This window comes from Rubellimicrobium rubrum (assembly GCF_006152115.1).
In the GTDB taxonomy this organism is placed as follows: domain Bacteria; phylum Pseudomonadota; class Alphaproteobacteria; order Rhodobacterales; family Rhodobacteraceae; genus Rubellimicrobium; species Rubellimicrobium rubrum.
On record NZ_VDFU01000004.1, the window covers coordinates 191044 to 216633 of the forward strand.

Genomic DNA, 25590 nt, shown 5'->3' on the forward strand with positions numbered 1-25590 from the left:
AGGACGATCAAGGCAGGTTCAGCCCGGCAGGGATTCGCGTCGGACGTGGTCCACCAGAACCTCGATCGGACCGAGGCTGCAACCGATCTCCAGGGCATCAAGCAGGTCGGGCGGCCCAGAGACGATCACCTCGACCTCGCCCGGACGAACGGCCGAAACCCTACCTTGAAGGCCCAATCGCCCGGCATAGTGTTCGATCCAGCCGGGAAACTTCTGCGAGTCGACCTTTCCCGAAATGAAGAAGCGCGCTCGTGTTTCGCTCGGGTCGAGGTTGGCGATGTCGTTCTGCACAGGACACCCCTGGATCTAAACTGCCCATGTCATGGCAGATCCCTACCAGCCTAACCATGTCACGCTGCGCCTTTTGCATCGCTTCACCCGGATCTTTATCCATTTCCGCAACTTGGCCACCGCCACGGCCGACATTCCGTGCTACATCAATCCTTTCAGGCAGCAAGCAGGCCCCTCAGAGGTGGACGTCGCATCGTGAGCAACGCTAGCAGGATTGGCCTGGCCTTTTTGACGAGGTGGCGGGCGCGGGGTTTTCTTCGAGCCGGGGGGGGAGCCGCCATCAGGCCCGGTGGTCGCAAGCTGGGGCGAGCCGGCCCCCGGGTCACGGACCTGGATCGCGCTCAGATGTATCTGCAGGTGGCGGGCGTGATGCTGCTGGTGCTCGACCGCGAGGGCCGGATCGAGACGGTCAACCAGCGCGGCGCAGAGATCCTGGGCCATGACGACCCTGCCCGCCTGATCGGTCGCGACTGGTTCGAAACCGCCATCCCCGCCCGTGAACGGGAGGCCGTCCGGGCCATCTTTGCTCAGTTCATGTCCGGGTCGGTCGATGCGCCCGAACGGGTGGAGGGGCTGATCCTGCGCCCCGACGGCCAGGAACGGCTGATCGCCTGGCGCAACAGGACGTTCCGTGACGCTGCGGGCCGGATACAGGGCACGATCTCCTCGGGCGAGGATATCACTGAGGCCCGTGCGGCCGATGAGCGGGTGCGAAAGAGCGAGGCTCTCCTGTCGGCCGTCCTCGATGCTCTCCCAGTCGGGGTGATCATTGCTGACCCTAAGGGCAAGATCGTCCGGGACAATGCCGCTCATCGCGAGCTATGGGGCGTCGTCCCCGATCCCGAGGCCACGAGCCTGGAGCAGTATGGGGAGTGGATCGGCTACGATCCCGAGACCGGTCAGCGTTTGCAGGCGCAGGACTGGGCCATGGCTCGTGCGATCGTCGGGGGCGAGACGGTTCAAGGGGAGTTGGTCGAGTGCCAGCGGTTCGGCTCGGGCGAGCGTCGCTTCTTCCTCAACAACGCCGCTCCGGTGCGTGACGAAAGGGGCCACATCATCGCGGGCGTCGTGGCCGAACAGGACGTGACCGACCGCAGGGCCGTCGAGCAGGCCCTCCGGGTGAGCGCCGAACGAGTGCAGCTGGCCTTGGCAGCTGGCGCCATCATCGGAACCTGGCACTGGGACCTGCCCACCGACCGTTTTACCGTCGACGAGCAGTTCGCCGTGAACTTCGGCCTCGACCCGGCGCTGGGCCGCGAGGGTCTGAGCCTTGAGCAGGTCATCGCCACCGTCCACCCGGACGACAGGGAGGGACTGATCACGGCCATCGGAACGGTCATCGCGCAGGGCGGCCCCTATGCGCACCAGTACCGGGTGCGGCGCGCGGACGGGCGGTACTACTGGATCGAGGCCAACGGGCGCGTCGATCATGGTCCCGACGGCACGCCGCTGCGCTTTCCAGGCGTGCTGCTCGACGTCGAGGAGCGGCGCGCCCTGCTGGCCGAACGGGACCGGGCGGCCCAGCTGCTCAAGACCTTCATCGAAGCCGTGCCGGGCGTAGTCTACGCCAAGGACCGGCAAGGCCGCATGCTGGTCGCCAACAAGGGGACGGCCGAGCTGATCGGCAAGCCGCCCGAGGCGTTCCTGGGCCGGACCGACTCCGAGTTCCTTGACGACAAGGAGCAGGCGGCGCTTGTCATGGCCAATGACCGGCGGATCATGGAGAGCGGCGTGGCCGAGCAGGTCGAGGAAGCTGTCAGGCTCGCGGATGGCACGCCGGCCGTCTGGCTCTCGACCAAGGTGCCGCTGCGCGACGGAACGGGCGAGGTCACAGGCCTGATCGGAGCCTCGGTCGACATCACCGCCCGCAAGGCCGCCGAAGCCGAGCTCGAGCGGATCAACCACGATCTGGCCGACCGCGTGACCCAGGTCGTGTCCGAGCGCGAGGCGGCAGCGGCCCAACTCCATGAGGTGCAGAAGCTCGAAACCATCGGCCAGCTCACGGGCGGCATCGCACACGACTTCAACAACCTCCTGACCCCCATCGTGGGCTCGCTGGAGCGCGCGCACCGCAAGCTCGAGCACGACGAGCGCACCCAGCGGCTCGTCGAAGGAGGACTGCAATCGGCCGAGCGGGCCCGCGTGCTCGTCCAGCGGCTTCTCACCTTTGCCCGCCGCCAGACCCTGATGGCCCAGCCCGTGGACGTGGGCGCGCTGCTGGACGGCATGCACGACCTGATCGCACGCTCGATCGGCCCGCAGATCGACATGGTGATCGAGGTGGCTCCGGATCTCCCTCCCGCCATGGTCGACCCCAACCAGCTGGAGCTCGCGCTCCTGAACCTCGCGGTGAACGCCCGCGATGCCATGCTGGGGGGCGGCCGGCTCACCATCGGTGCGACCGAAGAAGCCGTGCGATCGGGCCATCCGACCGGGTTGGGGTCGGGCCGCTACGTGCGGCTGGCGGTGGTGGACACCGGCGTCGGCATGGAGGCCACCATCTTGGCGCGGGCGGTGGAGCCGTTCTTCTCCACCAAGGGCATGGGCAAGGGGACGGGGCTGGGCCTGTCGATGGTGCACGGCTTGGCCGGCCAGTCGGGAGGGCGGCTGGTCCTGTCGTCGACTCCTGGGCAGGGGACGCGCGCCGAGGTCTGGCTGCCCGTGGCGTCCGAAGCGGCGTCGAGCGCCCCGTCCCCCGCCGAGGTGCCAGTCCCAAGGGTGCGCGAGGGCCTGCTCCTCCTCGTTGACGACGAGGAGCTGGTGCGGATCGGGACCGCGGACATGTTGCGCGACCTGGGCTACGAGGTCGTGGAGGCCAACGGAGGAGCCGCCGCCCTCCAGACGCTGCGGTCTGGCTTGAAGCCCGACCTCCTGGTCACCGATTACCTGATGCCGGGCATGACCGGGGTCGAGCTGGCCCGGGCCGCGCGCCAGCTGCGGCCCGAGCTTCCGGCCCTGCTGATCAGCGGCTATCAGGACGTGCTTGACGCCACCGTGGACGGGCTGCCACGTCTGGCCAAGCCTTTCCGCCAAGCCGAACTTGCTGCACGGGTGGCGGGGGCGCTGGACGACAGGAAGATCGTCAGGTTCCCACGCCGGGGGAGCCGAGACAATCCGGGCTGAATGACCCGTCTCCGGTCGCAAGTACCCAAGGTCGTGCGCTGTTCTGGCCTTTGGCCGCTGTTGGGTCCCAAGGACGATCACAGCGTGCGCCAAAGGCAAGCAGACCGCCCATAATCTGGGCAATGTATCGTTTAGCCCATGCTGCACGTGCATAGCGGATCTGCGGCACTGTCCGTTGTGCACGTGCAGCATTAGCGCTAACTTCCACTCACACGATGTGATGGGCCATCCTCCTCCCGGCCTGATCACACACTGTATCGGATCGGTCGTTCTCTCCTCCTCCCTGAACGGTCTCTACCGAACCAAGGCGGCGCTCCTCCTCCCGGAGCTGCCGCCTTTTTCTTGTCCGAAACCGTTGCTGCTTGCGAGCGGTAGAGGACTGACATCAGTCCGGAGCGGCTTGGACCGATGCCGAGTTGGATGGAGCAGTATGCGGACAGAGCCTCCCTCCCTGCCCGCACCTGATCCGGACGGCCCAGCAAGAGCGGGCCAAGTCCGATCCGGTCCCATATAAAGCGGGTTTGAGCGTCGGCGTCCATGCCACGTGGAGGAGGTGAAAGGCATCACACCCTTCAAGATCGCGCCTTGGTGAAGAGAGCCCTACTCGCAGGTTCTCGCAACATCCGCCCGTGGATGGGCCTGACCTCACGCCAGGTCGGGCCTTTTCGCATGCCTACGGATCTCGCCGAGCAGCGTCCCAACCGCTATCGCTAACCTCAAAGCCTCCGCTCCAGACCTCGAAGGACGCCTTTCTCCCATGATCAATCCCTGGACCCCCGACGGCGTGGCCGCACCGACCTGCCTTCAGCGCCCCTTCGTCGACACCCGGCACGGAGTGACGCGCACCGACGAGTACCACTGGCTGCGCGCCGAGAACTGGCAAGCCATGTTCCGCGACCCGAGCCTCCTTGACCCGGTCACCCGTGCACATCTGGAGGCGGAAAATGCCTATCAGGAGGCCCTGATGGCGGACACTAAAGATCTTCGGGCCAACCTCGTGGCCGAGATGCGGGGGCGCATCAAGGAAGACGACGCTTCCGTTCCCCTGGCCGACGGCCCCTACGCCTATGGCGTCTCCTTCGCGCAGGGCGGCCAGCATCGCCGCTTCATCCGCGTTCCCCGCGAGGGCGGCCCGGAGGAGATGCTTCTGGACGGCGACAAGCAGGCCGAGGGCACGTCCTACTTCCGCTTCGGAGGCGTGGACCATTCGCCGGACCACCGGTTCATGCTTTGGAGCGCCGACACCAACGGCTCGGAGTTCTATCCGATCCGAGTTCGCGACCTGCTTGCGCGCGCGGACCTCCAGGACCTCGTCGAGACCACCAATGGCGATGCGGCCTGGGCATCGGACTCCCAAGGCTTCTTCTATACGCGGCTCGATGACAATCATCGGCCCTATCAGGTGCTCTTCCATCGGATCGGCGCGCCGCCCTCCGAGGACGTCCTTGTCCACGAGGAGGAAGACTCCGGCTTCTTCACCTCGATCGGCCGCACGCGCGACGGCGCCTGGATCGTGATCGGTCTTGGCGATCACGAAACCGGAGAGGTGCGCCTCCTGCCGGCCCGCAGCCCGGCGGGAGGCGAGCAGCCCATCCCTGTGATCGTGGAACCTCGGGCCAAGGGCGTGGAGTACAGCCTGGAAGAGGGCGGCGATGAGTTCTTCGTTCTGACCAACGCCGATGGCGCAAAGGACTTCAAGATCATGGTCGCGCCCGCGCATGCGCCAAGCAAGGCCAACTGGGCCGAGCTTGTCCCGCATATCCCGGGCCGGCTCATCCTTGCGATCACCTCCTTCAGGACCTTCCTGGTCCGCCTTGAACGGGAGAACGGCCTGCCCCGGATCGTGGTGCGCGAGCGTGTCACCGGCGAGGAGCATGTCATTGCCTTTCCCGAGGACGCCTATTCATTGGGTCTTGGGGGCACCTATGAGTACGACACGGAGCTTCTGCGCTTCACCTATTCCTCGATGACCACGCCCGCGAGCGAGTTCGAATACAATCTACGGACCCGTGAACGCGTACTCCTCAAAACACAGGAAGTGCCCTCGGGCCATGATCCGGCCCGGTACGTCACGCGACGCCTGATGGCGCCTTCGCATGATGGCGAGTTGGTGCCGGTCTCGTTACTCTACAGGGCCGACACCCCACTGGACGGGAGTGCCCCCTGCCTTCTTTACGGCTACGGCGCCTATGGGATCACGATCCCGGCGGGCTTCAACACCGACATTCTGTCGCTCGTGGACCGTGGCTTCGTCTACGCCATCGCTCATATCCGGGGCGGCAAGGACAAGGGCTATGGCTGGTACGAGGCCGGCAAGCGCGAAGGGAAGGCCAACACCTTCCACGACTTCATCGCGGCCGGGCGACACCTGGTCCGGGAGGGCCTCACGAGTCACGACCGCATCGTCGCCCAAGGAGGCTCGGCCGGCGGGATGCTCATGGGGGCCATCGCCAACATGGCGCCCGAGGAGTTCGCCGGGATCGTGGCGCAGGTGCCCTTCGTGGACGTCCTCAGCACCATGCTGGACGACACCTTGCCCCTGACCCCGCCCGAGTGGCCTGAATGGGGCAATCCCATTGCGTCGGAGGAGGACTACCGCAGGATCGCGTCCTACTCGCCTTATGACAACGTCGCAGCCAAGCCGTATCCGGCAATCTTTGCGCTGGCGGGGCTGACCGACCCCCGGGTGACCTACTGGGAGCCCGCGAAGTGGGTGGCGCGCCTCAGGGCGCATACGACGGCCGGGAACCCGATCCTCCTCAAGGTCAACATGGCAGCCGGACATGGCGGCGCCTCGGGACGGTTTGCCCGCCTGGAGGAGGTGGCGCTTGTTCAGGCCTTCGCCCTCAAGGTCGCAGGCCGCGCTGCCTGACGCCAGATCAGGCCGCAGCCCAGGGCCCTGGCTGGCGGCCTGACCCGACCGTCTGCCAGGCGTTCTCAACAGGCAGCAGGAGCCTCGCCCAGGCGGCCCCGAAGCTGCCCATTCTAGGCTATCAGGGCTTACGCCTGACACGGCGCGTTGCCTGGCTGCCGTTGCCCGCTAGCCTTCTGTCCCGGCCAACCCGGGCCAAGTCAGAACAGGACAAGAGATGGGCCGACAGGTCTTGGTCAACCAGTACCAGAACAACTGGCAGCGCGAGTCCGACGTGCTCGCGCTGGCCAATGGCGGCTTCATGGTCGTCTGGTCGAGCTATCTGAACAACTACGACGACGGTTTCGCGGGCACCATCATCTCGGGGCGCCGCTTCGACGGCGCCGGACGACCCATGGGGGGCGAGTTCGTGATCGAGGCGATCAACGGCACGGCCTCGGGCCTGCCCTCGATCGCGCCGCTCGCGGGCGGCGGCTATGCGATCGCCTCGACCTTCTCACCCACCGACGACATCCTGGGTGCCACGCAGGTCTGGGCTCAATCCTACAGAGCGGACGGCACGGAGCGTGGCCCCGACTTCCGCGTGGATATGCCCACAGCCGCCGAAAGGCAGTACGAGGCGACGGACCCAAGCGTCGCGGGCTTGGGCAAGGGCGGCTATCTGGCCTTCTACGCGGCCGACCAGAGCGACAGCAGCTTTGACGACATCTACGTCCGGCGCTTCGACGCCCAGGGCCGTCCAAAGGGCTCCGACCAGCGCATCAATAGCAACGTGAACAATCGCGACCAGACAGAGGTCGAGGCCGTGACGCTCTCGAACGGCACTGTCCTTGCCATCTGGAACAGCGAGGACACGTTGCGCAATCCGAACGGCAGCTACGACTTCGAGATCCGCGGTGCCTTGTATTCCTCCACGGAGCAACTCATCCGCTCGGACTTTCACCTGTCGCGCAACGTCGGCGTGATCTCACCCTATCCGGGACTGAGCGGGGACTTCGACGTCACGCCACTCGCGGGCGGCGGCTTCGCGATCAGCCGGTTCGACTACGGCTCCCGGTTCGGGACCGGGGACGCCGACCCGCTGCTCGTCCAGACCTTCAACGCCAGCGGCCGGGCGACATCGCGACCCATGATCGTCCATACAACCGACGAGGTGCAGTTCGACTCGGAGATCATCCAACTCGCCACCGGCGAAATGGTTGTGGTGTGGGAACAGTACCCCATCAACGGCGACGTCGGCGTGGACCTTTACGGTCGCATCCTCTCGGCCAAGGGGCGGGCGCTCACGGGGGTATTCGAGGTGGGCACGGATTTCAGCGAGTATGACAGGCAGGAGGACGCGTCCCTGCGCGCCCTTGCCGGAGGCGGCTTCGTCGTGAGCTACACCCACGACAACCTCGACGCCGACCACGAGGGCATTGCCACACGCGTCTTCGGACGTGGAAGCACCGGCGCCGACCGGCTGACCGTGGACGCGAGCGGCTACCTTGCCGGCAGACACGGCAACGACCGGTTGGGCGGGAACGCGCGGGCCAACGTGCTGGATGGTGGGGCGGGACATGACACGCTGTCAGGCCGGGGTGGCAACGACGTGCTTACGGGGGGTGCCGGGCGCGACCTGCTCGTGGGAGGGCCAGGAGCAGACGACTTCGTGTTCGAACATCGCGGCCATGGCCCCGACCGCATCCAGGGCTGGGGTTCGGGCGACGACATCATCCTGGACGACGCCGCCTTTCGGGGTATCGGCGGGGCCGGGAACCTCCCCGGCTCGGCGTTCCAGGTGCTGGGCCAGGGACGCGTGGATGCCAGCGACCGCATCCTCTACGACCGCAGTGAGGGCAAGGTGTACTATGACTTGGATGGCGCGGGCGGACGGATGCGCGAACTCTTGGCGGACCTGGACAGCACGCCCTGGCTCGGAGCGGATGACTTCCAGGTGATGTGAAGAACGGCCTGACGCAGGCATGGCTGTTCCGCACTGCTCTCACCGCAGGGGCGGAGCAGGCACCAATCTTGGATACTGTTGAAAACTCGCTTCGAGACTCGCCGGAACCTTTCTCGGTCGGTTTGGCCAAACCGATGCCTTGGTAAGCTGCTGATTTCGTTATGGCTGGTTCATGATGAGATCGGCTGGCGCAGCCCCGATCGGAGCGTGCCAGAGTTTCTCAACAGTTTTCTTGATCGGCGCACCGGCCGTGGCACTCGGGCGGGCGACAGCCGATGTCATTTTGGCCGACTGGACCTGCGTCGCTTTTTCCCGCCTCCATCGAAGGGGACAACTCCTTGAGGTGCGCCCGATCTCCCCATGAACTCGGGGAGCAGGCATACTGGGGCTGCTTTACCCTGGGGACCTCCATGGACCACCTCCTTATCCAGGCCGTCATCTATCTGGGCACCACAGTGCTGGCGGTGCCACTGGCGGCCCGGCTGGGTCTCGGCTCCGTGTTGGGCTTTCTGGGTGCGGGTCTGCTGATCGGCCCTGTGCTTGGGTTCGTCGGATCGGAGGCCGAAGGCCTTCTCGACTTCGGCGAACTCGGCATCGCCATGATGCTCTTCCTGGTGGGCCTGGAAGTCTCCCCTCGGATGTTGTGGGAACTTCGGCGCCGGCTTCTGGGGCTGGGAGGGCTCCAGCTCGTGATGACGACCGGGGTCTTCGCCGCGGCCGCTGCAGCGCTGGGGCAGCCCTGGTCCACAGCCCTTGCCGTCGGCATGATCCTCGCCATGTCCTCGACCGCCATCGTCCTTCAAACACTGGCCGAAAAGCGGCTGCTGGACACGCGGGGCGGGCGATCGGCCTTTTCCGTGCTGCTCATGCAGGACGTCGCCGTCATCCCCATATTGGCTTTCCTACCGCTGCTGGGAACGATCCCCGCGGAGGTCGCGCAGGAGGACACGCTCAGCCTTCTGGGGGCCCTACCCGCTTGGGCCAGGCCGCTCCTGACCCTGGCTGCGGTGGCAGCGGTCATCCTCACCGGTCACTTCCTCACCCGGCCCCTGTTCCGGTGGATCGGCCATGCCCACCTGCGCGAGATCGACACGGCCCTCGCCCTCTTCGTTGTGGTCTCCACGACCGTGCTTATGGAGATGGTCGGCCTTTCACCCGCTCTCGGAACCTTTCTGGCAGGCGTGGTCTTGGCCGGATCCGAGTTCCGGCACGAGCTCGAAACCGACCTTCAGCCCTTCAAGGGCCTGCTGCTTGGCCTCTTCTTCATCGGGATCGGGGCCGGCCTGGACACGGCCCTCCTGCTCGAAAGCCCCGGAAGCCTGGTGCTCGTGATGGCCGCCGTGATTGCCGGCAAGGCGGCCGTGCTACTGACCTTGACATGGCTGTCGCGGCTGCGCGGGCGTGACCGCTGGATCTTTGCCTTGGCCCTTGCTCAAGGAGGGGAGTTCGGCTTCGTTCTCGTCCCCTATGCTCTGAGCCTTGGGGTGCTGGGAACCGATCTGGCGCAGATCCTGGTTTTGGTCATCGCCCTGTCGATGCTCGCTACCCCTCTGCTGTTTCTGGCCCTTGAGCGCATTCTGCTTGCCCGGGACCAGCGGGACGCTCCCGCATCGGAGGCCGTGGACCGGCACGCCGCGGTCATCATTGCCGGAACTGGACGGTTCGGCCGCAACGTGAACCGCCTTCTGCGCAGCGCGGGTCAGGAGGCCGTTCTTCTCGACGCCGACATGAAGGCTGTGGAAGCCATGCGGCAGCGCGGCCATTCCGTGTTCCTGGGCGACCCCACGCGCCCCGAGGTTCTGGCGGCGGCGGGCGTGGCCGATGCGCAGGTGCTCGTCGTGGCACTCGACGACCCCGAAGCGGCGACACGGCTCGTCCGGATGGCGCGACGGCGACAGCCGCATCTCCATATCATTGCGCGCGCCCAGAACAGCCATCACGCTCATGCCTTGGTGCGAGCCGGTGCCGATGAGGTGCTCCGGGAGGTCTTCGACTCGGCGCTCCGCGCCGGTCGGTATGTGCTGGAGGCACTCGGCCTTGGGGCGCAGCAAGCTGCAGAGGTCGAGCATGCCTTTGCCCGCCACGACCGCACGGCCATCCAGGAGCTGGCCGATCTCTGGCAGCCAGACCTGCCGCCTGAAGAGAACCACGCCTACGCCACGCGGGCTCGGGAGCTCGATGAAGAGTTGGAGGCAGCTGTCACCGAGCGGCTGTCACCTGAGGGCCAGACCTCGTCCGAGATGGCAAAGCCAGAGCCCCACTCGGCAAGCCAAGCCCCCTGAGAAGGCCCGTGATCCTCATTCCTGCGGTGATCGGGGTGGGTCTGCTGGCCTCTGGTCATGCCGACCAGCTGGAACGCCGCTCCCTTGTCTGCGGGCACTAGCGCCCCCGTCTCTCGGATGCGAGCGCCTGCTGGCCGCAGTTGGACTCCGTCTGTGGGGCACCGTCCCGCGAGGTTCCGCGTCATGGATGCTGCCCGGCGCCTTTTTGGCCGGGCAGGGTTCCGCCAGGGATCCTCCTTGCCACGCAGCCCCTACCCCTCGCGCGCCCTGCGGGCCATCTCGTTGAGGGTTGTCACGGCCTCATCGAAGCGGTGCTCGGCCTCGGCGTTGCGCTGGAAGGCCACGCGCTCCACGAGGATCTCGCGCGGGGTGGGAACCTGGGCGAAGAGGGCCATGACCTCGTCCATGAAGGCGGCGAGCGGCAGGTAGGCCGCCCGGTTTGACTGGCCCGGCGTAAGCTCGGTCTGCACGGCGGGCGGCACCAACTCAATCACCTCGATCCTGCCCTTCAACGCCTCGCGCAATGCGACCGTGTAGCTATGGATCGCCGCCTTGGAGGCCGAATAGGTCGGCGCCGCGACCAAGGGCACGAACGCAAGACCTGAGGAGACGGTGACGATCGCCGCGTCGGGCTGCTGGGAGAGATGCTCCACAAGGGCATCGGTCATGCGGATGGGCCCGAGCAGGTTGGCGGCGACCGTCTCCTCGGCGTCGGACAGGTCCCGCGCCCGGTCGAGCGTCTCGTAGCGCATGATGCCGGCGTTATTGACGAGGACGTTGAGCGCGGGGTGCTCGGACGTGACCCGCGCCGCGAAGGCCACGATGGCTGCGGGATCGGTGACGTCGAGCGTGGTGGCGTGGATGTTCGGCCGGCCGTCCGCTGTCTTGTCGAGCGCCTCGCGGCGGCGGCCGGTAATGATCACGGTGTTGCCCTGATCATGGAAGCGGCGGGCAAGCTCCCGTCCGATACCCGACCCGCCGCCGGTGATGAGAATGGTGTTGCCAGTCATGCGCATGGCCGTTCCTTTCTGGTTGATCGGCCCAGGAAATGCAGTACCCGCTTTCCATGATGAAGTAGGCACCCAAAATATTCATACCCACCAAAAGGAGAGTGCCAGATGCGCAGGGCTCTGGAGGATCCCCGGATCGAGGCGCGGCGGCGCGACCCGATCCCCGACGAGGTGGACCCCGCGATCGAGGCGCTGGTCCACGACATCATCGGCAAGGTGGCCGACCGCTGGACCATGCTCCTGCTCGAGGCACTGGAAGAGCACGGCACGATGCGCTTCACCCAGCTCGGCCGCGCGGTGGGGCGCATCAGCCAGAAGATGCTGACCCAGACCCTGCGTCAGATGGAGGAGGACGGCCTCGTGCGCCGCACGGTCCACCCGGTGATCCCGCCTCATGTGGACTACGCCCTCACGCCCCTGGGCCAGAGCCTGAGCGCCGCCTTCTGCGGCGTGTGGATCTGGGTGGAGGCGCACCACGCCGAGATCCTCCGCGCCCGCGAGGCGTTCGCGGCGCGGGCCAGCGCTGCCGGCGCCAAGAGCGTGCTGGGGGCCTGAGAGGCGGACCGCTCCGTCACAGGGTCCGCTGAGCCGCCCAAACGCTCGCGCAGAGTCTGTGCGTACGCCCGCTGCTCGACCAACAAACAGGGTCTGGCCGCTCCGCACATCACGCGCAGGCGCGAGGGTGGCCTGGAAGGGGGCCGGCTAACGGCACCGGGTGATCTGGTTCGCTTATCCGGCGGCGACATCGGCGATGTCCTGGCTGAGCCACCGTTCAGCGAACGCGTCCATCGGCATGGGTTTGTCCAGATAATAGCCTTGGGCCAGGTCGCAGCCCAGGCGTCGCACAAGGGCCAGATCCTCCGCGGATTCCACGCCTTCGCAAACGACCTTCAGATAGAGCCCGTGCGCGAGTTCGATCAGGCTTCTCATCATCGCGGTGGCCTGCGGCGAGGAGGCGATCTGGGCCGCGAAGGACCGGTCGATCTTGAGCACGTGGAAGTTCATCTGCCGCAGGTAGCCGATCGAGGAGTACCCGGTGCCAAAGTCGTCGAGCGCCGTCGAGAAGCCGGCGTCCCGCAACTCCCGCAGGCGATCGGCGGCCAGATGGGAGTCATCGACCACCACGGTTTCGGTCAGTTCGATCTCGATGCGCGAGGGATCGATACGGCGTTTCTGCAACTCGCCCACGAAGCTCGACACGAAGTCCGGCGCCCTGAGCTGAAGCGGCGAGACGTTGATGGCCACCCGCAGGTCGGGATGGGCCTCAAGATCGTCGCAGATAAGGCCGAAGAGATGCCGCCCCAGCTCGACGATGAGGCCGGCCTGCTCGGCTACGGCGATGAAGCGATCGGGGGGCAGGACCCCCAGGGTCGGCGAGGTCCAGCGCGCCAGGGCCTCGGCGCGCGCGAGCCGACCGTCTCGACCAACAATGGGCTGGTAGACGATGCTGATCTCACCGCCGCGCAGCAGCGCCTGGCGTAGGCCCTGCTCGATCGTCCGGGCGTCCTGAGTGGCCTGGGCGATGACCGCACTGAACGCCACGAGGCCGCGTTCGGGGTTACGTTTGGCTTCGTACATGGCAAGATCGGCTTGCCGCACCAGATCCTCGCCCGGCATGTCGTCCTCGAACTGCACGGCATAGCCCTGGGCCATACGCAGGCGCATGCTGTGGCCCAGAACGCTCACGGGGATGGATAGAACCTCTTCGATCCGCTGTGCCAACGCTTCCGTTCGGGGCTGCGCGTCGGTGCCGGTCAACACGAAGACGAACTCGTCCCCGGCGATACGGGCGAGAACGGTGCCCGGAGCTGTCAGACGGGAAAGGCGCTCGGCCACGATGACGATCACCGCGTCGCCGGCGGCATGGCCGATGCTGTCGTTGATCCGCTTGAACCCGTTCACATCCAGAAACAGGATGGCCCGTTCTCCCGCCTTGCAGGACCGCGCCAGCACTTCGTTGAAGGCCGCGCGGTTGGGCAGACCCGTCATGGCGTCGGTGCGGGCCGCACGCGAGGCCTGAAGCTCGGCAGCGACCAGTTCCTGGGCGTTGCGCCGGACCATCGTCATCCCAAGTCCGGACAGGCCCGTTACGATCAGGATGGCCAGGAGCCCCGGCCCGATCATCTGTCGCAGGAGCTTCTCATCGAGCCCGGGCTCGTCCCAGGCCACATAGCCGACAGGTGACCCATCCGGGCCGGGCAGCGGCGTCGAAAGAGCGGCCTGGGGCGGCGCATCGACGAGGCGGGGGTTCTGCACATCGAAGGCCTCCGTGAGGTGCGCGAGGACATCGCCATCGATCCTCAGGCCCAGCAGGAGGTTGGCTTGGCCCCCGGGTGGAGGCGGGGCGATGCCGACCGGATCATCCACGAGCGCCTCGATGCGCGACACCGAGACGGCGTATAGGTCCTGTCCCAGGCGCAGGACGTAGCTGTGCCCCCCATAGCTGTTGACCGGCACGCCGGCCAAGGCGCGCTCGGCCGCCTCCAGGTCCCCGCGAGGCAGGAGGCCCGCTTGTGCGCCTTCACCCCCTCCGGCGATCCAGCCCAGGTCCGTCGCAAGCGGCCCGCCCCAGATCACGGCCAACTGGAACGCTTCCCCGGTCACGGCCGATTGACCGACGTTATCCGACAGCCACTGGGCATCCTGCCGGGTCACGGCGTTTGCAGCCTCGTCCCACTTGGCGTAATCGAGATCCATGGCCGCGATGGATTCGAGCTGGTCCCTGATCCCATGATCCACCTGCCGCAGGGCCGACTGGCCCGCTTCCCGGTCGATGGTCCGAGTGGTCCAAACCGAGAAGAGGCCCAGGACCACGACGAACACCAGGATCATCCCGGTCATGACAGCGGCGATGCGGCTGGGAAGACGGTGCAAGACGGACTCCGCAAAGGGACGAGCCAGGGGGCGGGAGCGCCCACCTCATGGCTAGCGGGACGGCAGTTTACGGGAGGTGACCGTCCAATAGCTTGGTCCCTGCGGAAATGCAGCGAATTCGACATGGACTGGAACGAGCTATGCAAGTCACGATCGCATTTCGCCGACGAGCCCTGCCCAGACTGGTGAGGGCGGTGGCGACTGTGGGGTGTCCTGTTTCGACGTCTTGCATGCGCAAGGTCAGCGGTCGTGAAGCATCTGCAGGTCGAACCGCCGCTCCGCCGCGAGGCCCGGAGCCGTGCACCACCCGGGATTCGGCCTCGCGGTTAGGGGGGGCCTGACATGTTGAAACTGCAAGCGGGCATGTGGGGGAGCCATGACTTTACAAGATGAGATGGCGGCCTTCTTCGACAGCTACGTCGATGCGTTCGCGCGCTGGGATGCCGATGCGGTCTGCGATCTTTGGGAGCCGGTCGGGCTCTTTCCCTCGCCTGGCGGAAACTTCGCCATGGACAGGCAGTCGTTTCGCGGTCATTGCGCGACCCTCATGGACTTCTACCGCCAACAAGGTGTTGTTCGCCCTCAGGGCGAGTTGCTCTCGACGGCCGAGCTCTTTCCGCAGGTGGCTGAGGCCCGCATGGCCTACCGCATGGAGGGCGAGAATGCCGAAACCGTCGCAGAGTGGGAACACGTCTACCTTCTGCGCCGCACCGACCGTTGGCGCGTGACCTTGACCATTGCTGACGGCGAGATGGCAGCATGGGCCGTACGCGGCGCTCGGTCCTAAGCCCTTTGCACTGCGGTGCATTGCCTTGGCACCGGCGGGGCAAGCCGCCGCAGGTGCGGGCCGAGGATAGGATCGAGGCCGCTGGACGCGCCTACGCTCCCGCCTGTCCTCTGCATAGCTCTGCCTTCACGGGGGATCGCTCGCCGGCGAGTGCCCTGCCCGGCCAGGAAGCGGGATCGACGCAGAGGCGACCAGCCTGCGGACCTCGTCTTTCGGGGTTGGGTGATGTTCCGTTGCATGATGACCGCAGACCATGCCGTGGAGATCGGACCCATGGCACTCAAGCGGAAGGACAACGTCGGCATCGTTGTCGAGGACCTCGGCGGGGGGCCGAGTCCTTTCGCGAGCTCGGCCTTGAGCTCAAAGGGTGGCCCATGATCGAGGGCGAGTAGGCCGGACGTGTCACGGAATTAGGCAACCAGCGCGTCGAGATCGCCAAGATGCTTACGTCGGACGGCCATGGCTGGATCGAGTTCTCCCGCTTCCTTGCGCCGTCTGTTGTCGCGGACCACCGCACCGCGCCGGTGAACGCTCTGGGCTACCTCCGTGTCTTGATCGCCGTGGACCACCTCGATGAGACGCTGGAACGGCTCCACCCTTGCGGCTCGCAACTCAGGGGCGAGGTAGTCCAGTGTCATAACACGTACCGGATGTGCTACATCCGCTGATCGGAAGGGCTTTTAGTCGGACTCGCCCAAGAACCCTAGAACAACAAGGAAACTGGCCAGGGATTACCTGTTTCATGCTCCAGTCCTGAACCTCATGGGCTCGCGACAAGCTGAGCCACCGCAGTTGTTCTTTCTGCGCCCATGACCTTGGCCCCGCCTCCTTCAGGGTCCTTCGCCGTTGAGGGTGGTGCAGAGCGTGCTTGTCCAGAGGCCCCAGGCTTCACCCCAGTGGGGAGAACCTAGCAACGAGCCATGAATAGATCACACGATCGCGGCCAGACGAATGTCGGAACCGACAATGTCCTCTGCCAGGACTCAGCCTGAGCGGCCGATGCCGAGATGCCGGTAGATGGCGTCGAGCGCGGCCATGTTGCCGACCGCATCCCGACCGCCGGTCAGGGGCGGCACGCCGGTGCGGACTGCTGCCACGAAGGCGTCGAGTTGGAAGTCATACGTCGTGCCTCCCGCCAAGGTGAACTCGGCGTCCGGCTGGCCTGCAAGGCTTTCCCTGATCGAATGACCCTTGTGGGGAAGGCAGGGATTGTCGACCTCGATCCACCCTTCGGTCCCTTCGATGCGGAGAAGTCCCCGGTATGGCGGGTCCATGAGATCCGTCAGCATCCGCGCTCGGACGCCTCCGAAGTCGAGCACCGCCTCGACGCGGCGATCGAGGCCGAGTTCGGTCAGTTCCGCCTTTGCTTCCACGATCTCCGGCTCGCTGCCAAAGACTGATCGCAGCCAGTGAAGCGGATAGCAGCCGAGATCCATCATGGCGCCCCCGCCGCGCGCCGGATCGAAGCGGATGTTCGCGGGGTCCCAGGCCACGCTCACGCAGAAGACCGCCTCGGCTCCCGTGATCCGTCCCAGCGCGCCATCCTCGATCCGTTGTGCGACATGTCTCTGGACCGGGTGATAGCTGTCGTGGAACGCTTCCATCAGCATGAGGCCGCACCGGTCGGCGACGGCGACCATGCCACGCGCCTCTTCGGCGTTCATGGCGAGCGGCTTCTCGCAGAGCACGTGCTTGCCCGCCTCAAGGGCCCGGATTCCCCATTCCGCGTGGTCGCTGGGCGGCAGGGCGATATAGACGGCGTCGATCCCGGGGTCGGCGATCAGGGCCTCGTAGCTCTCGTGGGAAACGGGCACATCGTGCTGGGCGGCGTAGGCCGCCGCGGCTCCGGGCCGCCGGGCGGCGACCGCGGCCAGCACGGCGTCCCCGCTCCGCCGGGCCGGCTGGACGATCGCGCGGGCAGCGATGTTCGCCGCCCCCATAAGGCCAATCCTCAGCATCGCTTTGCCCTTTCTAGTCGAAGAAGCCCTCATCCTCGGGCGATAACCGTGTACGCGCGGCCTCGATCACGAAGTCCACACCCAGGCCCGGCCGGTTCGGCACCTCGACAAAGCCGTCCCGGACCTCGGGGACGCCGGTTACGATCTCGTTCCACCAGAGGGGCTCTGCCATGGTGTGCTCGAACGCGATGAAGTTCATCGGCAACGTCGCGCAGATCTGCGCCAAGGCGGCAAGCCCGAGGGGGCCGTTCGCGGTGCCGTGCGGCGCTATCATGATCTGGTGAAGATCGGCATACTCCGCCACCCACTTCAGCTCGGCCAGCCCACCCACATCGGCAGGGTCCGGCCCTACGACATGCACCGCGTTGCCGCCGATCAGCTCCTTGAAGTTCTGGCGCAGGTAGATCTGTTCGCCGGTATGGATCGGGACCGGGGACATGCGGGTGAGTTCTCGCCAGCTCGCGGCGTCCACCCAGGGGGTGTAGTCGCCCGAAAGCAGGTCCTCGACCCAAAGAAGGTCGAAGGGCTCGAGCTTGCGGACGAGGCGCATCGCATCCGGCAGCAGCCAGCCCGGCCCGCAGTCGAGAGCGAGGCCGACGCGGTCGCCCGCCACCTCCTTCATCGCGGCCACGCAGGCCACGAGGTGGTCGAGCCCGCGTTCGGTTACCGGGCCCCGGTCGAGCGCCCCGTGGAACGGCCCCGCCCCGAGCTCGCCGTAGGTGAAGCCAGGAACCTCGCGCTTCATCGGGGAATGAAAGCCTATGGGCTGCTTGATGATCGTGAAGCCCTCCGGGCTGGCCATCATCTGCCGCATGTCCTCGGCGTAGTGCTCGGGCTCGTGCCCAGCGAGCGGAAAGCGCAGGGCCCCGTTGTAGACCCGCACCCGGTCGCGGACCTTGCCCCCCAGGAGCCTGTGGACAGGAAGCCCCGCCGCCTTGCCCGCGATATCCCAGAGCGCCGTTTCCACCGCGCTCACCGCCGCGCCCCAGGGCTTGAAGCCCCCGCGCTGGCGAATGCGCCGCATCGTCCGCTCGACGAGCGTCGGGTCCTCGCCCACCAGCGCCTCGCGCAAGGCGAGGACGTGGGGCTTGAGGTAGGGCTTCCAGTGCTCGGCCTGGGCATAGCCAGACAGGCCCTCGTCGGTAACGATGCGCACGACCGGGCTTCGGCCGATGATCGCGCAGCGAAGATCAACGATGCGCATGGCTCAGGCGTCCTTCAGCCGGGCGGATAACTGCGTGCCGGCCTCCAGCGCCGCGGCGCGGATCTCGGCCACCCGCGCCTCGCCCGCGCCAGCAAGGAAGGGCACGCTGAGCGCGGCCACGACCTGTCCCGATGCGTCGGTGACGGGCACGGCGATGGCATGGATGCTTGCCGAATGCTCCCCCCAGTCCCTCGCCCAACCTTCCGCCCGGATGCGTTCGAGATCCCGGTCCAGGTCGGCTGCCTTGACGCGCTTCCCGCCGGGCATGGTCCCCAGGTCGCCCGCCAGGCTTTTGCGCCGCTCGGCCTCGGGCAGATGTGCGAGGAGGACCTTGCCCGCCGCCCCGACATGCAGGGGCAGGCGCTGGCCCGACCGGACGTTCAGGGCGTATTCCCGCCGCCCCTGCGCAGCCGCGATCACCAGAAGCCCTTGCGCATCCACGACCGTAAGCTTGATCCCTTCGCCCAGGACCTCGGCCAACCGGTTCAGGACGGGCTGAGCCACGTCAGGCAGGTCTATCCTGCCTGCTCCGGACGCTGCGTGGGAAGCCAGGCTCAGGAGGCGTGCGCCCAGCACGTAGGTCCCCGCCCCGTCGCGGCGCACCATGTCATGTCGTTCGAGCGTGTTCAGGATACGATAGACCGAGGAGCGGGGCTGGCGCAGCGTAGCCGTGAGATCGGTGATCGAGGCACCGTCCACGCGACGCTCCAGCTCGGTCAGGATGTCCATCATGCGATCGATGACCGGCACGCTGTGCTTCTCAGTCGCAGGCCTGAACACCAAGGTCATCTCCACCGCAACGTTCCGTCCTTCTGACCGCGTGATTGACTTCGTGCAAGTCTGGACCCTACCATCGAGTTCTGAACTACATAAGTCCACATTTGAATTCGTTGGGCGGGACGAGGACAAGCTTGCTGCAAGCGCCTTCGGGCGTGGGGCAGGGCTTGGCACCGTTCCGCCGGGAAGGCGGCCTTGGCCCGGATCACCTATCTGACCACCATCGACCTCGGCCCCGGCGAAGCGGCCGGGCTGCCGGCGGCCCTTGCGGAACTGGGCGTCGCACGCCCCCTCGTCGTCACCGATCGGGGCATCGCCGCTGCGGGCCTCGTCGAACGGGTGGCTGGGCCTTTGGGTGATGTCCCCGTCTTCCTCGACGTGCCGACCAACCCGACCGAGGCCGCGGCCCTGGCAGCGCTCGATCTCTACCGAGGGGAGGGCTGCGACGGCATCGTGGCGCTGGGGGGCGGCTCGCCCATCGACTTGGCCAAGGCCGTGGCCCTGCTGGCCACCCATGACGGGCCGCTGGTGCGCTATGCCGCCATCGAGGGCGGCGTTGGGCTGATCGGGCCAGTTGCGCCCGTCGTGGCCGTCCCCACAACGGCCGGCACGGGGGCCGAGGTCGGGCGCGCCGCTCTCATCACCCTCGAGGACGGGCGCAAGCTCGGGCTGATCAGCCCCCACCTGATCCCGCGCCGCGCCATTGTGGACCCCGAGCTGACCCTTGGCCTGCCACCGGGCCTGACGGCGGCCACCGGACTCGACGCCCTGTCGCACTGCATCGAGACATTCCTGTCGCCGCGCGACAACCCTGTGGCGGATGCCATCGCCCTGGACGGCGCGCGGCGGATTTGGGCCGCCCTGCCCCGCGCCGTCGAGGCTCCAGGCGACCTGGCCGCCCGGACCGAGATGGCGACCGGCGCCGTCATGGGCGGCCTCGCCTTCCAGAAGGGGCTCGGGGCGGTCCACTCCCTGAGCCACGCCCTGGGTAGCCTGAAGGAGCTCGCCTTGCATCATGGCACCCTGAACGCGCTGCTGATGCCGGCCGTGCTCCGTTTCAACGCCCCGGCAATCGCAGAGCGCCTGCCGCGCATCACCGCGGCGATGGGGGTCGCGGGGGATCTTTCCGATGCCCTCGACGCACTCAATCGTCGGCTGAACCTGCCGCGCGGCTTGAGGGAGCTTGGCGTGACCGAAGCGCATTTCGCGACCGTCATCCTCCGCGCCCTGGCCGATCACAGCCATGCCACCAATCCGCGCCCGGCCTCGGCCGAGGATTACCGCGCCCTCCTTGCCGGAGCGCTATGAGGAAGTTTCCGCTATGAAGATCATCCGTCAGAAGGTGTTCGTCGCCAATGTGAGCCGCACCAACTTTGTCTTCGTCAAGCTCACCACCGACGAGGGCATCGAAGGCGTGGGAGAGGCCACGCTGGAATGGAAGACCCTCACGGTGGTGGCCGCCCTGAACGACCTTGAGCGGAGCGTGATCGGTCTCGACCCCTTTGCCACCGACTTCGCCGTCGAACGGCTTCACCGCGACAGCTACTGGCGCACCGGAGCCCCGTTCCGAACCGCCCTGGGCGCCATCGAGGCCGCCATGCTCGACATCAAGGGCAAGGCGTTGGGGATGCCGGTCTATGAGCTGCTGGGCGGCAAGCAGCGCGACCGCGTGGAGTGCTATGCGAACCACTGGTTCTCGGGCGCGAACGAGCCGGAGGAATACGCGGCGAACGCCCGCAGCGCCGTGGCGATGGGCTACCGCGCGCTGAAATGGGACCCGTTCGAGGCAGCGGACCTGTCCATGAGCCCGGCGCAGCGGCGGCGCACGATCGACATCGTGGCAGCGGTCCGTGATGCCGTGGGACCTGATATCGACCTCATGCTCGATGTCCATGGGCGGCTTGATGTGCCCACCGCCATCGCCATGTGCCGCGCGCTGGAGCCCTACGGGCTGCGCTGGATCGAGGAGCCGACCCCGCCCGAGAGCATCGACGCCCTAGCCGAGGTGCGCCGCGCCTCGCCCGTGCCCATCGCCGCGGGCGAGCGCTTCTTCGAGCCCGCCCGCTTTGTCGAGGCGCTCGCCAAGAACGCCGTCGACGTGCTCCAGCCGGATGTGAGCCATGTGGGCGGCCTGGGGGAAACCAAGCGCATCGCGCACTTGGCCCATGCTCACCTCATTCCGGTCGCGCCCCACAACCCAGTCGGGCCGGTGATGAACGCAATGACGCTCCACACTGCGGTCGCCATTCCCAACATGTCGATCTTCGAGACCGTTTCGATCGATGTGCCTTGGCGGCGGGAACTGGTGCGCGAAACCCTCGTCTTCGAGGATGGCGCCCTTCTCGCCCCGACCGCGCCGGGGCTTGGCGTCGAACTCGTGGAGGACGCCTTCGAGCGCTTCCCTTATGTGGCCACTGACGTGCCGCTCTTCGACGGCACCATCAACCTCCACGGCGTCGCCTCTGGCGCCCAGACGATGGGTCCAAAGGACTAGGCACAGGACCGCAATAGACACAACGATCGCTGGAGTGCCTTCACCGCCAGGAGCACATCCATGACCCCCACCATCACCGCCTTTGCCCAATCTCCCGATCGCGGCCGGGGTCTCGCCCGCGACATGCGCGTCCGCTGGGCGCTCGAGGAGGTAGGACAGCCCTACGAGGTTCGCCTCGTTACGTTCGCCGAGATGAAGGAGGCTGCGCACCGCGCGCGGCATCCCTTCGGGCAGATCCCGACTTATGAGGAGGGCGGCCTCGTTCTCTTCGAGTCCGGCGCCATCGTGCTGCATATCGCGGAGCGCCACGTTGGCCTGCTGCCTGAGGAGGCAAACGCCCGGGCGCGCGCGATCGCCTGGATGTTTGCCGCACTCGGCACGGTGGAGCCGCCGATCCTGGAGTTGCAAAACGCCACCCTGCTGGAGCGCGACAAGCCTTGGTCGGACGAGCGCCTGCCCATCGTCAAGGATCGCATCCGTGTCCGGCTGGGCGAGTTGTCCGATCACTTGGGCCAAGACGATTGGCTCGGGGACGGGTTCAGCGCGGCCGACCTCATGATGGTGCATGCATTGCGAAGGCTGGAGGGATCGGGACTGCTCGACGAGCATCCAAGCCTGTTCGCGTATGTCGCACGCGGCCAAGCGCGGCCTGCCTACCAGCGGGCATTCGATGCCCAACTGGCGGTGTTCACGGGCAGGGCACCGATCAGGGGATGACCTCTGCTCCGGGCTCCTGAGCGTCGTCGCTGCCCAAGGCACGGCCCAGTCTTCGGCGCTTCCGCGGATGCTGTCACATGCCGCCGATGCACGGTTGACTCGAAGGGTGCACCGACTGCACAGTGCCGTAATGAACACACGATGTTCACCTTTGAACTTGTCGAGGAGGGCAGGTTCAACGGAAGCCCGGTGGGGAGCAGGCCCAAGACCTGCCCCGCATCACGGACGCCGGAATCCGGCATTCCAAAGGGAGGAGGACTGACATGACCCAGATTCAACGCTTCGCGAGCCGACTGGCCTTCGGCGCCTCGGCGCTCGCATTCATCACTACGACCGCCTCGGCAGGGGAGATCACGTGGTGGACCCCCAACTTCAACGAGGCCCGCGCGCGCGAACTCCTGACACGGTTTCAGACGGAGCACCCGGACGTCACGGTGAACCTTGAGATCACCACCACGAACGGCCTGCCCGAGCGCATCCTGACCACGCTTCAATCGGGCGCCGCGCCCGACCTCATCGACGTGCAGCATCCCTGGGTGAACAACTACGCCCAGAACGGGCTGGTGATCCCGCTCGACGACGTGCTCGAGGCCCGAGAGGACTACAACGAGGCCGCGCTAGACTACGTGACCTGGGACGACCAGCTTTGGGGCATCCCCTACCGGATCGAAGCGATCGCCGTGCTTTATAACCGGGGCCACTTCGCGGCGGCCGGGCTCGACCCCGACAGCCCGCCCAAGACCTGGGACGAGCTCCTGACCACGGCCCGGACCCTCACCGAGGCCGGTCATTCGGGGTTCGCGATCACCGGCGGCGGTGAGGTCGGGAACACCATCTTCCGGTCCCTCCCGTTTGTCTGGATGAACGGTGGCGACCTCCTCTCGGAGGACGGCACGACCGCCGTCATCAACTCGCCCGAGGCCGTCGAGGCCGTGAAGTTCTGGACGGACATGTATGTGGAGCACGGCGTCTCGCCCACCTCCACGCTCGAGAATGACGGCACGGCGAACCGGCGGCTCTTCATCGCCGACCAGGTCTCCATGTACCAGTCGGGCCAGTTCGACATCGCCTCGATCCAGACCGAGAACCCCAACATCGACATCGGCGCGATGATGACGCCGCATCCCGAGGGTGGCGAGCCGGCGGCGATCCTCGGTGGCTGGAGCTGGGTCGTGCCCACTACGGCCGAGAACCCCGAGGATGCCAAGACCCTGATCCGATGGCTCGCGCAGCCCGAGAACATGGGCTTCTTCACCGATACCTTTCCGGCCCGGACCTCTGCGATGGAACTGCCGCGCTTCGACGACCCGATGCTGCAGGTCTTTGGCGAGATGCTGCCCTACGGCCGCCCACTGCCCACGCATCCCCAATATGCGCAGATGGCCCAGGCCTACTTCGACGGCATCCAGCGGATCCTGATAGGCGAGCAGACCGCTCAGGAGGCGATGGACCTCGCCGCCGAGGACATCCAGGCGCTCCTCGACCAGTAACAGCCTCCGCAAGCTTCACCGGGATCACCGTCCCGGTGGCCGCCTCGACCTGCACCCGGAGCCTTCGCCCATGCGACGCCTGCCCACGGGCCTTCTCTTTGCCCTGCCCGCCCTGATCGTCCTCCTGGCGCTGATTGCCTATCCCGTCGTCTACACAGGCATCCTCAGCGTGACCGACGGCTCCGGCGCCTTCACGGGAACCGAGAACTTCCGCGATGTCCTGTCCGCCAGGATGACGCCTCGGGCCTTCACCAACACGCTCTGGTGGGTCGGGGGCTCCATCATCTTCCAGGTGATCCTTGGCACGGCGGCGGCGATCCTGCTCAACCAGGAGTTCCCCGGGCGGGGCATCGTGCGCGCCATTGCCGTGATCCCCTGGGTCGTGCCCGGCATCGTCGCCGCGACGACCTGGGCTTGGATGTTCCACACCGAGTTCGGGATCATCAACTACATGCTGACCGGGCCGGGCCTCATGGACGAACCGGTGGGCTGGCTGACCAACCCCGACACCGTGATGCCAGCGATGATCGCCATCAACGTCTGGAAGCTCTTCCCCTTTGTCGCGATCATGGTGCTGGCCGGACTCCAGTCGATTCCCAAGGACCTCTACGAGGCCGCGCGCGTGGACGGCGCGAGCTTCTGGGAGGAAACCCGGTACATCACCCTGCCACAGGTTCGCCCGGTGCTGATCGCGGTGACGCTGCTCCTCGTGATCTGGGCGCTCAACCATGTCACCACCATCTACGCGATCACCAAGGGCGGGCCAGCGAACCTCACGCTCATCACCCCGATCCAGATCTTCCGGTTGGGCTTCGAGTCCTTCCAGTTCAACCAGGCGGCCGCATTGTCGGTGATCTTCTTCGTGATCGCGATGGTGATCGTGGCCCTTTACATCCGCTTCCTGGCATCAAGCGGGGAGGTCGCGCGATGAGGGCGCCCCTCAGCAGCCGCATCGTGGTCTACGGCTTTTCGGCGCTTCTTGCTGCGGTCTGCCTGTTTCCGTTCCTTTGGATGATCGTCTCATCGCTCAAGGAACTGCGCGAGCTTTATACGATCCCGCCAAGCTGGATCCCCCAGAATCCGACGCTGTCGAACTACGCGACCGTTCTCTTTTCGAGCAACATCCCGCGCTACTTCCTGAACTCGGTGGTGATCTCGCTCGGCTCGACGGCGCTGTCGCTCGCGCTCGCCATCTTCGCCTCCTACGGCTTCGCCCGCTTCCGCTTCCGCGGCAAGGCGGCGGCGCAGTCCTTCGTGCTGGTGGGGCAGCTTCTGCCTACCGCGGCGATCATCGTGCCGCTTTTCGTGACGCTGCGCTGGCTCGACCTCGTGAACACCTATCTCGGGCTGATCCTGGTCTACATGATCATCACCCTGCCGCTCTCGGTGTGGATGCTCACCAGCTACTTCAAGGCCATCCCGGTGGAGCTCGAGGAAGCGGCAATCATCGACGGCGCATCGCGGATGGGCGTGCTCTTCCGCATCACCCTGCCGCTTTCTCTGCCCGGATTGGTGGCCGTCACGGTCTATGCCTTCGTGACCACCTGGAACGAGTTCATCTTTGCGCTGTGCTTCGCCACCGACAGTTCGGTCAAGACGCTGCCCATCGGGCTCGCCGAGTTCACGACCGAGTTCAACACCGACTGGGGCGCCGTCATGGCCGCCTCGATGATCATGACGCTGCCCGTGGCGCTTCTGTTCCTGTCGATGCAACGGCTCTTCATCGGCGGCCTCATGGCCGGCGCGACAAAGGGCTAGGGAGACGC

General features: G+C 66.5%; 19 protein-coding genes. 13 read left to right on the forward strand and 6 right to left on the reverse strand.

Annotated elements, in window-relative coordinates; genetic code table 11:
• Positions 1 to 18 precede the first annotated feature (18 nt).
• Positions 19 to 291, reverse strand: a complete 273-nt coding sequence (locus FHG66_RS05540; RefSeq protein WP_176556139.1) for an acylphosphatase — start codon at positions 289 to 291, stop codon at positions 19 to 21.
• Between the two features lie 345 nt (positions 292 to 636).
• Here FHG66_RS05540 and FHG66_RS05545 point away from each other — a divergent pair, with 345 nt between their 5' ends.
• The 4 genes from FHG66_RS05545 (at position 637) to FHG66_RS05560 (ending at position 10513) form a co-directional block, all read left to right on the forward strand.
• Positions 637 to 3414 carry a hybrid sensor histidine kinase/response regulator gene (locus FHG66_RS05545; protein ID WP_139075744.1) on the forward strand — a complete coding sequence of 926 codons (2778 nt, stop codon included), beginning with the start codon at positions 637 to 639 and terminating at the stop codon, positions 3412 to 3414.
• 757 nt (positions 3415 to 4171) lie between these two features.
• Positions 4172 to 6286 carry a S9 family peptidase gene (locus FHG66_RS05550; protein WP_139075745.1) on the forward strand — a complete coding sequence of 705 codons (2115 nt, stop codon included), beginning with the start codon at positions 4172 to 4174 and terminating at the stop codon, positions 6284 to 6286.
• A 217-nt stretch (positions 6287 to 6503) separates the two neighbouring features.
• On the forward strand, positions 6504 to 8231 hold the full coding sequence (locus tag FHG66_RS21495; RefSeq protein ID WP_176556140.1) for a calcium-binding protein: 1728 nt from the start codon (positions 6504 to 6506) through the stop codon (positions 8229 to 8231).
• A gap of 410 nt (positions 8232 to 8641) precedes the next feature.
• Positions 8642 to 10513, forward strand: a complete 1872-nt coding sequence (locus FHG66_RS05560; protein WP_139075746.1) for a cation:proton antiporter domain-containing protein — start codon at positions 8642 to 8644, stop codon at positions 10511 to 10513.
• A 251-nt stretch (positions 10514 to 10764) separates the two neighbouring features.
• On the opposite strand, the gene FHG66_RS05565 is transcribed toward FHG66_RS05560, so the two are convergent.
• Positions 10765 to 11529 carry an SDR family oxidoreductase gene (locus FHG66_RS05565; RefSeq protein ID WP_139075747.1) on the reverse strand — a complete coding sequence of 255 codons (765 nt, stop codon included), beginning with the start codon at positions 11527 to 11529 and terminating at the stop codon, positions 10765 to 10767.
• 102 nt (positions 11530 to 11631) lie between these two features.
• On the opposite strand from FHG66_RS05565, the gene FHG66_RS05570 reads away from it, so the two are divergent.
• On the forward strand, positions 11632 to 12078 hold the full coding sequence (locus tag FHG66_RS05570; protein WP_139075748.1) for a winged helix-turn-helix transcriptional regulator: 447 nt from the start codon (positions 11632 to 11634) through the stop codon (positions 12076 to 12078).
• Between the two features lie 174 nt (positions 12079 to 12252).
• Here the strand turns inward: FHG66_RS05570 and FHG66_RS05575 are convergent, their stop codons facing one another.
• Positions 12253 to 14397: a putative bifunctional diguanylate cyclase/phosphodiesterase gene (locus tag FHG66_RS05575; protein ID WP_139075749.1), complete on the reverse strand. Its 2145-nt coding sequence runs from the start codon at positions 14395 to 14397 to the stop codon at positions 12253 to 12255.
• 376 nt (positions 14398 to 14773) lie between these two features.
• Between FHG66_RS05575 and FHG66_RS05580 the strand changes: the two genes are divergently transcribed.
• Positions 14774 to 15184 carry a hypothetical protein gene (locus FHG66_RS05580; protein ID WP_139075750.1) on the forward strand — a complete coding sequence of 137 codons (411 nt, stop codon included), beginning with the start codon at positions 14774 to 14776 and terminating at the stop codon, positions 15182 to 15184.
• 440 nt (positions 15185 to 15624) lie between these two features.
• Positions 15625 to 15852 (forward strand): VOC family protein, encoded by a 228-nt coding sequence (locus tag FHG66_RS21865; protein ID WP_218013794.1) that lies wholly within the window; start codon positions 15625 to 15627, stop codon positions 15850 to 15852.
• A 315-nt stretch (positions 15853 to 16167) separates the two neighbouring features.
• Here the strand turns inward: FHG66_RS21865 and FHG66_RS05590 are convergent, their stop codons facing one another.
• Genes FHG66_RS05590 through FHG66_RS05600 form a run of 3 tightly spaced genes read right to left on the reverse strand, consistent with a single transcriptional unit; the run spans position 16168 to position 19096 of the window.
• Positions 16168 to 17142, reverse strand: coding sequence for a Gfo/Idh/MocA family protein (locus FHG66_RS05590; protein ID WP_176556141.1), 975 nt, complete (start codon positions 17140 to 17142; stop codon positions 16168 to 16170).
• Between the two features lie 13 nt (positions 17143 to 17155).
• Positions 17156 to 18346, reverse strand: a complete 1191-nt coding sequence (locus tag FHG66_RS05595) for a mandelate racemase/muconate lactonizing enzyme family protein (RefSeq protein ID WP_139075752.1) — start codon at positions 18344 to 18346, stop codon at positions 17156 to 17158.
• 3 nt (positions 18347 to 18349) lie between these two features.
• Positions 18350 to 19096, reverse strand: a complete 747-nt coding sequence (locus tag FHG66_RS05600; protein ID WP_218013795.1) for an IclR family transcriptional regulator — start codon at positions 19094 to 19096, stop codon at positions 18350 to 18352.
• A 222-nt stretch (positions 19097 to 19318) separates the two neighbouring features.
• Between FHG66_RS05600 and FHG66_RS05605 the strand changes: the two genes are divergently transcribed.
• From FHG66_RS05605 to FHG66_RS05630, 6 genes are all read left to right on the forward strand, one after another.
• Positions 19319 to 20431, forward strand: a complete 1113-nt coding sequence (locus FHG66_RS05605) for an iron-containing alcohol dehydrogenase (protein WP_139075753.1) — start codon at positions 19319 to 19321, stop codon at positions 20429 to 20431.
• Between the two features lie 13 nt (positions 20432 to 20444).
• Positions 20445 to 21617, forward strand: a complete 1173-nt coding sequence (locus FHG66_RS05610) for a mandelate racemase/muconate lactonizing enzyme family protein (RefSeq protein WP_139075754.1) — start codon at positions 20445 to 20447, stop codon at positions 21615 to 21617.
• A gap of 60 nt (positions 21618 to 21677) precedes the next feature.
• Positions 21678 to 22334 (forward strand): glutathione S-transferase family protein, encoded by a 657-nt coding sequence (locus FHG66_RS05615; RefSeq protein WP_139075755.1) that lies wholly within the window; start codon positions 21678 to 21680, stop codon positions 22332 to 22334.
• A gap of 263 nt (positions 22335 to 22597) precedes the next feature.
• On the forward strand, positions 22598 to 23824 hold the full coding sequence (locus tag FHG66_RS05620; protein ID WP_139075756.1) for an ABC transporter substrate-binding protein: 1227 nt from the start codon (positions 22598 to 22600) through the stop codon (positions 23822 to 23824).
• A 70-nt stretch (positions 23825 to 23894) separates the two neighbouring features.
• Positions 23895 to 24755 (forward strand): carbohydrate ABC transporter permease, encoded by an 861-nt coding sequence (locus FHG66_RS05625; protein WP_139075757.1) that lies wholly within the window; start codon positions 23895 to 23897, stop codon positions 24753 to 24755.
• Positions 24752 to 25582 (forward strand): carbohydrate ABC transporter permease, encoded by an 831-nt coding sequence (locus FHG66_RS05630; RefSeq protein ID WP_139075758.1) that lies wholly within the window; start codon positions 24752 to 24754, stop codon positions 25580 to 25582. The genes FHG66_RS05625 and FHG66_RS05630 overlap by 4 nt, the downstream gene beginning before the upstream one ends.
• The last annotated feature ends 8 nt before the right edge of the window (positions 25583 to 25590 follow it).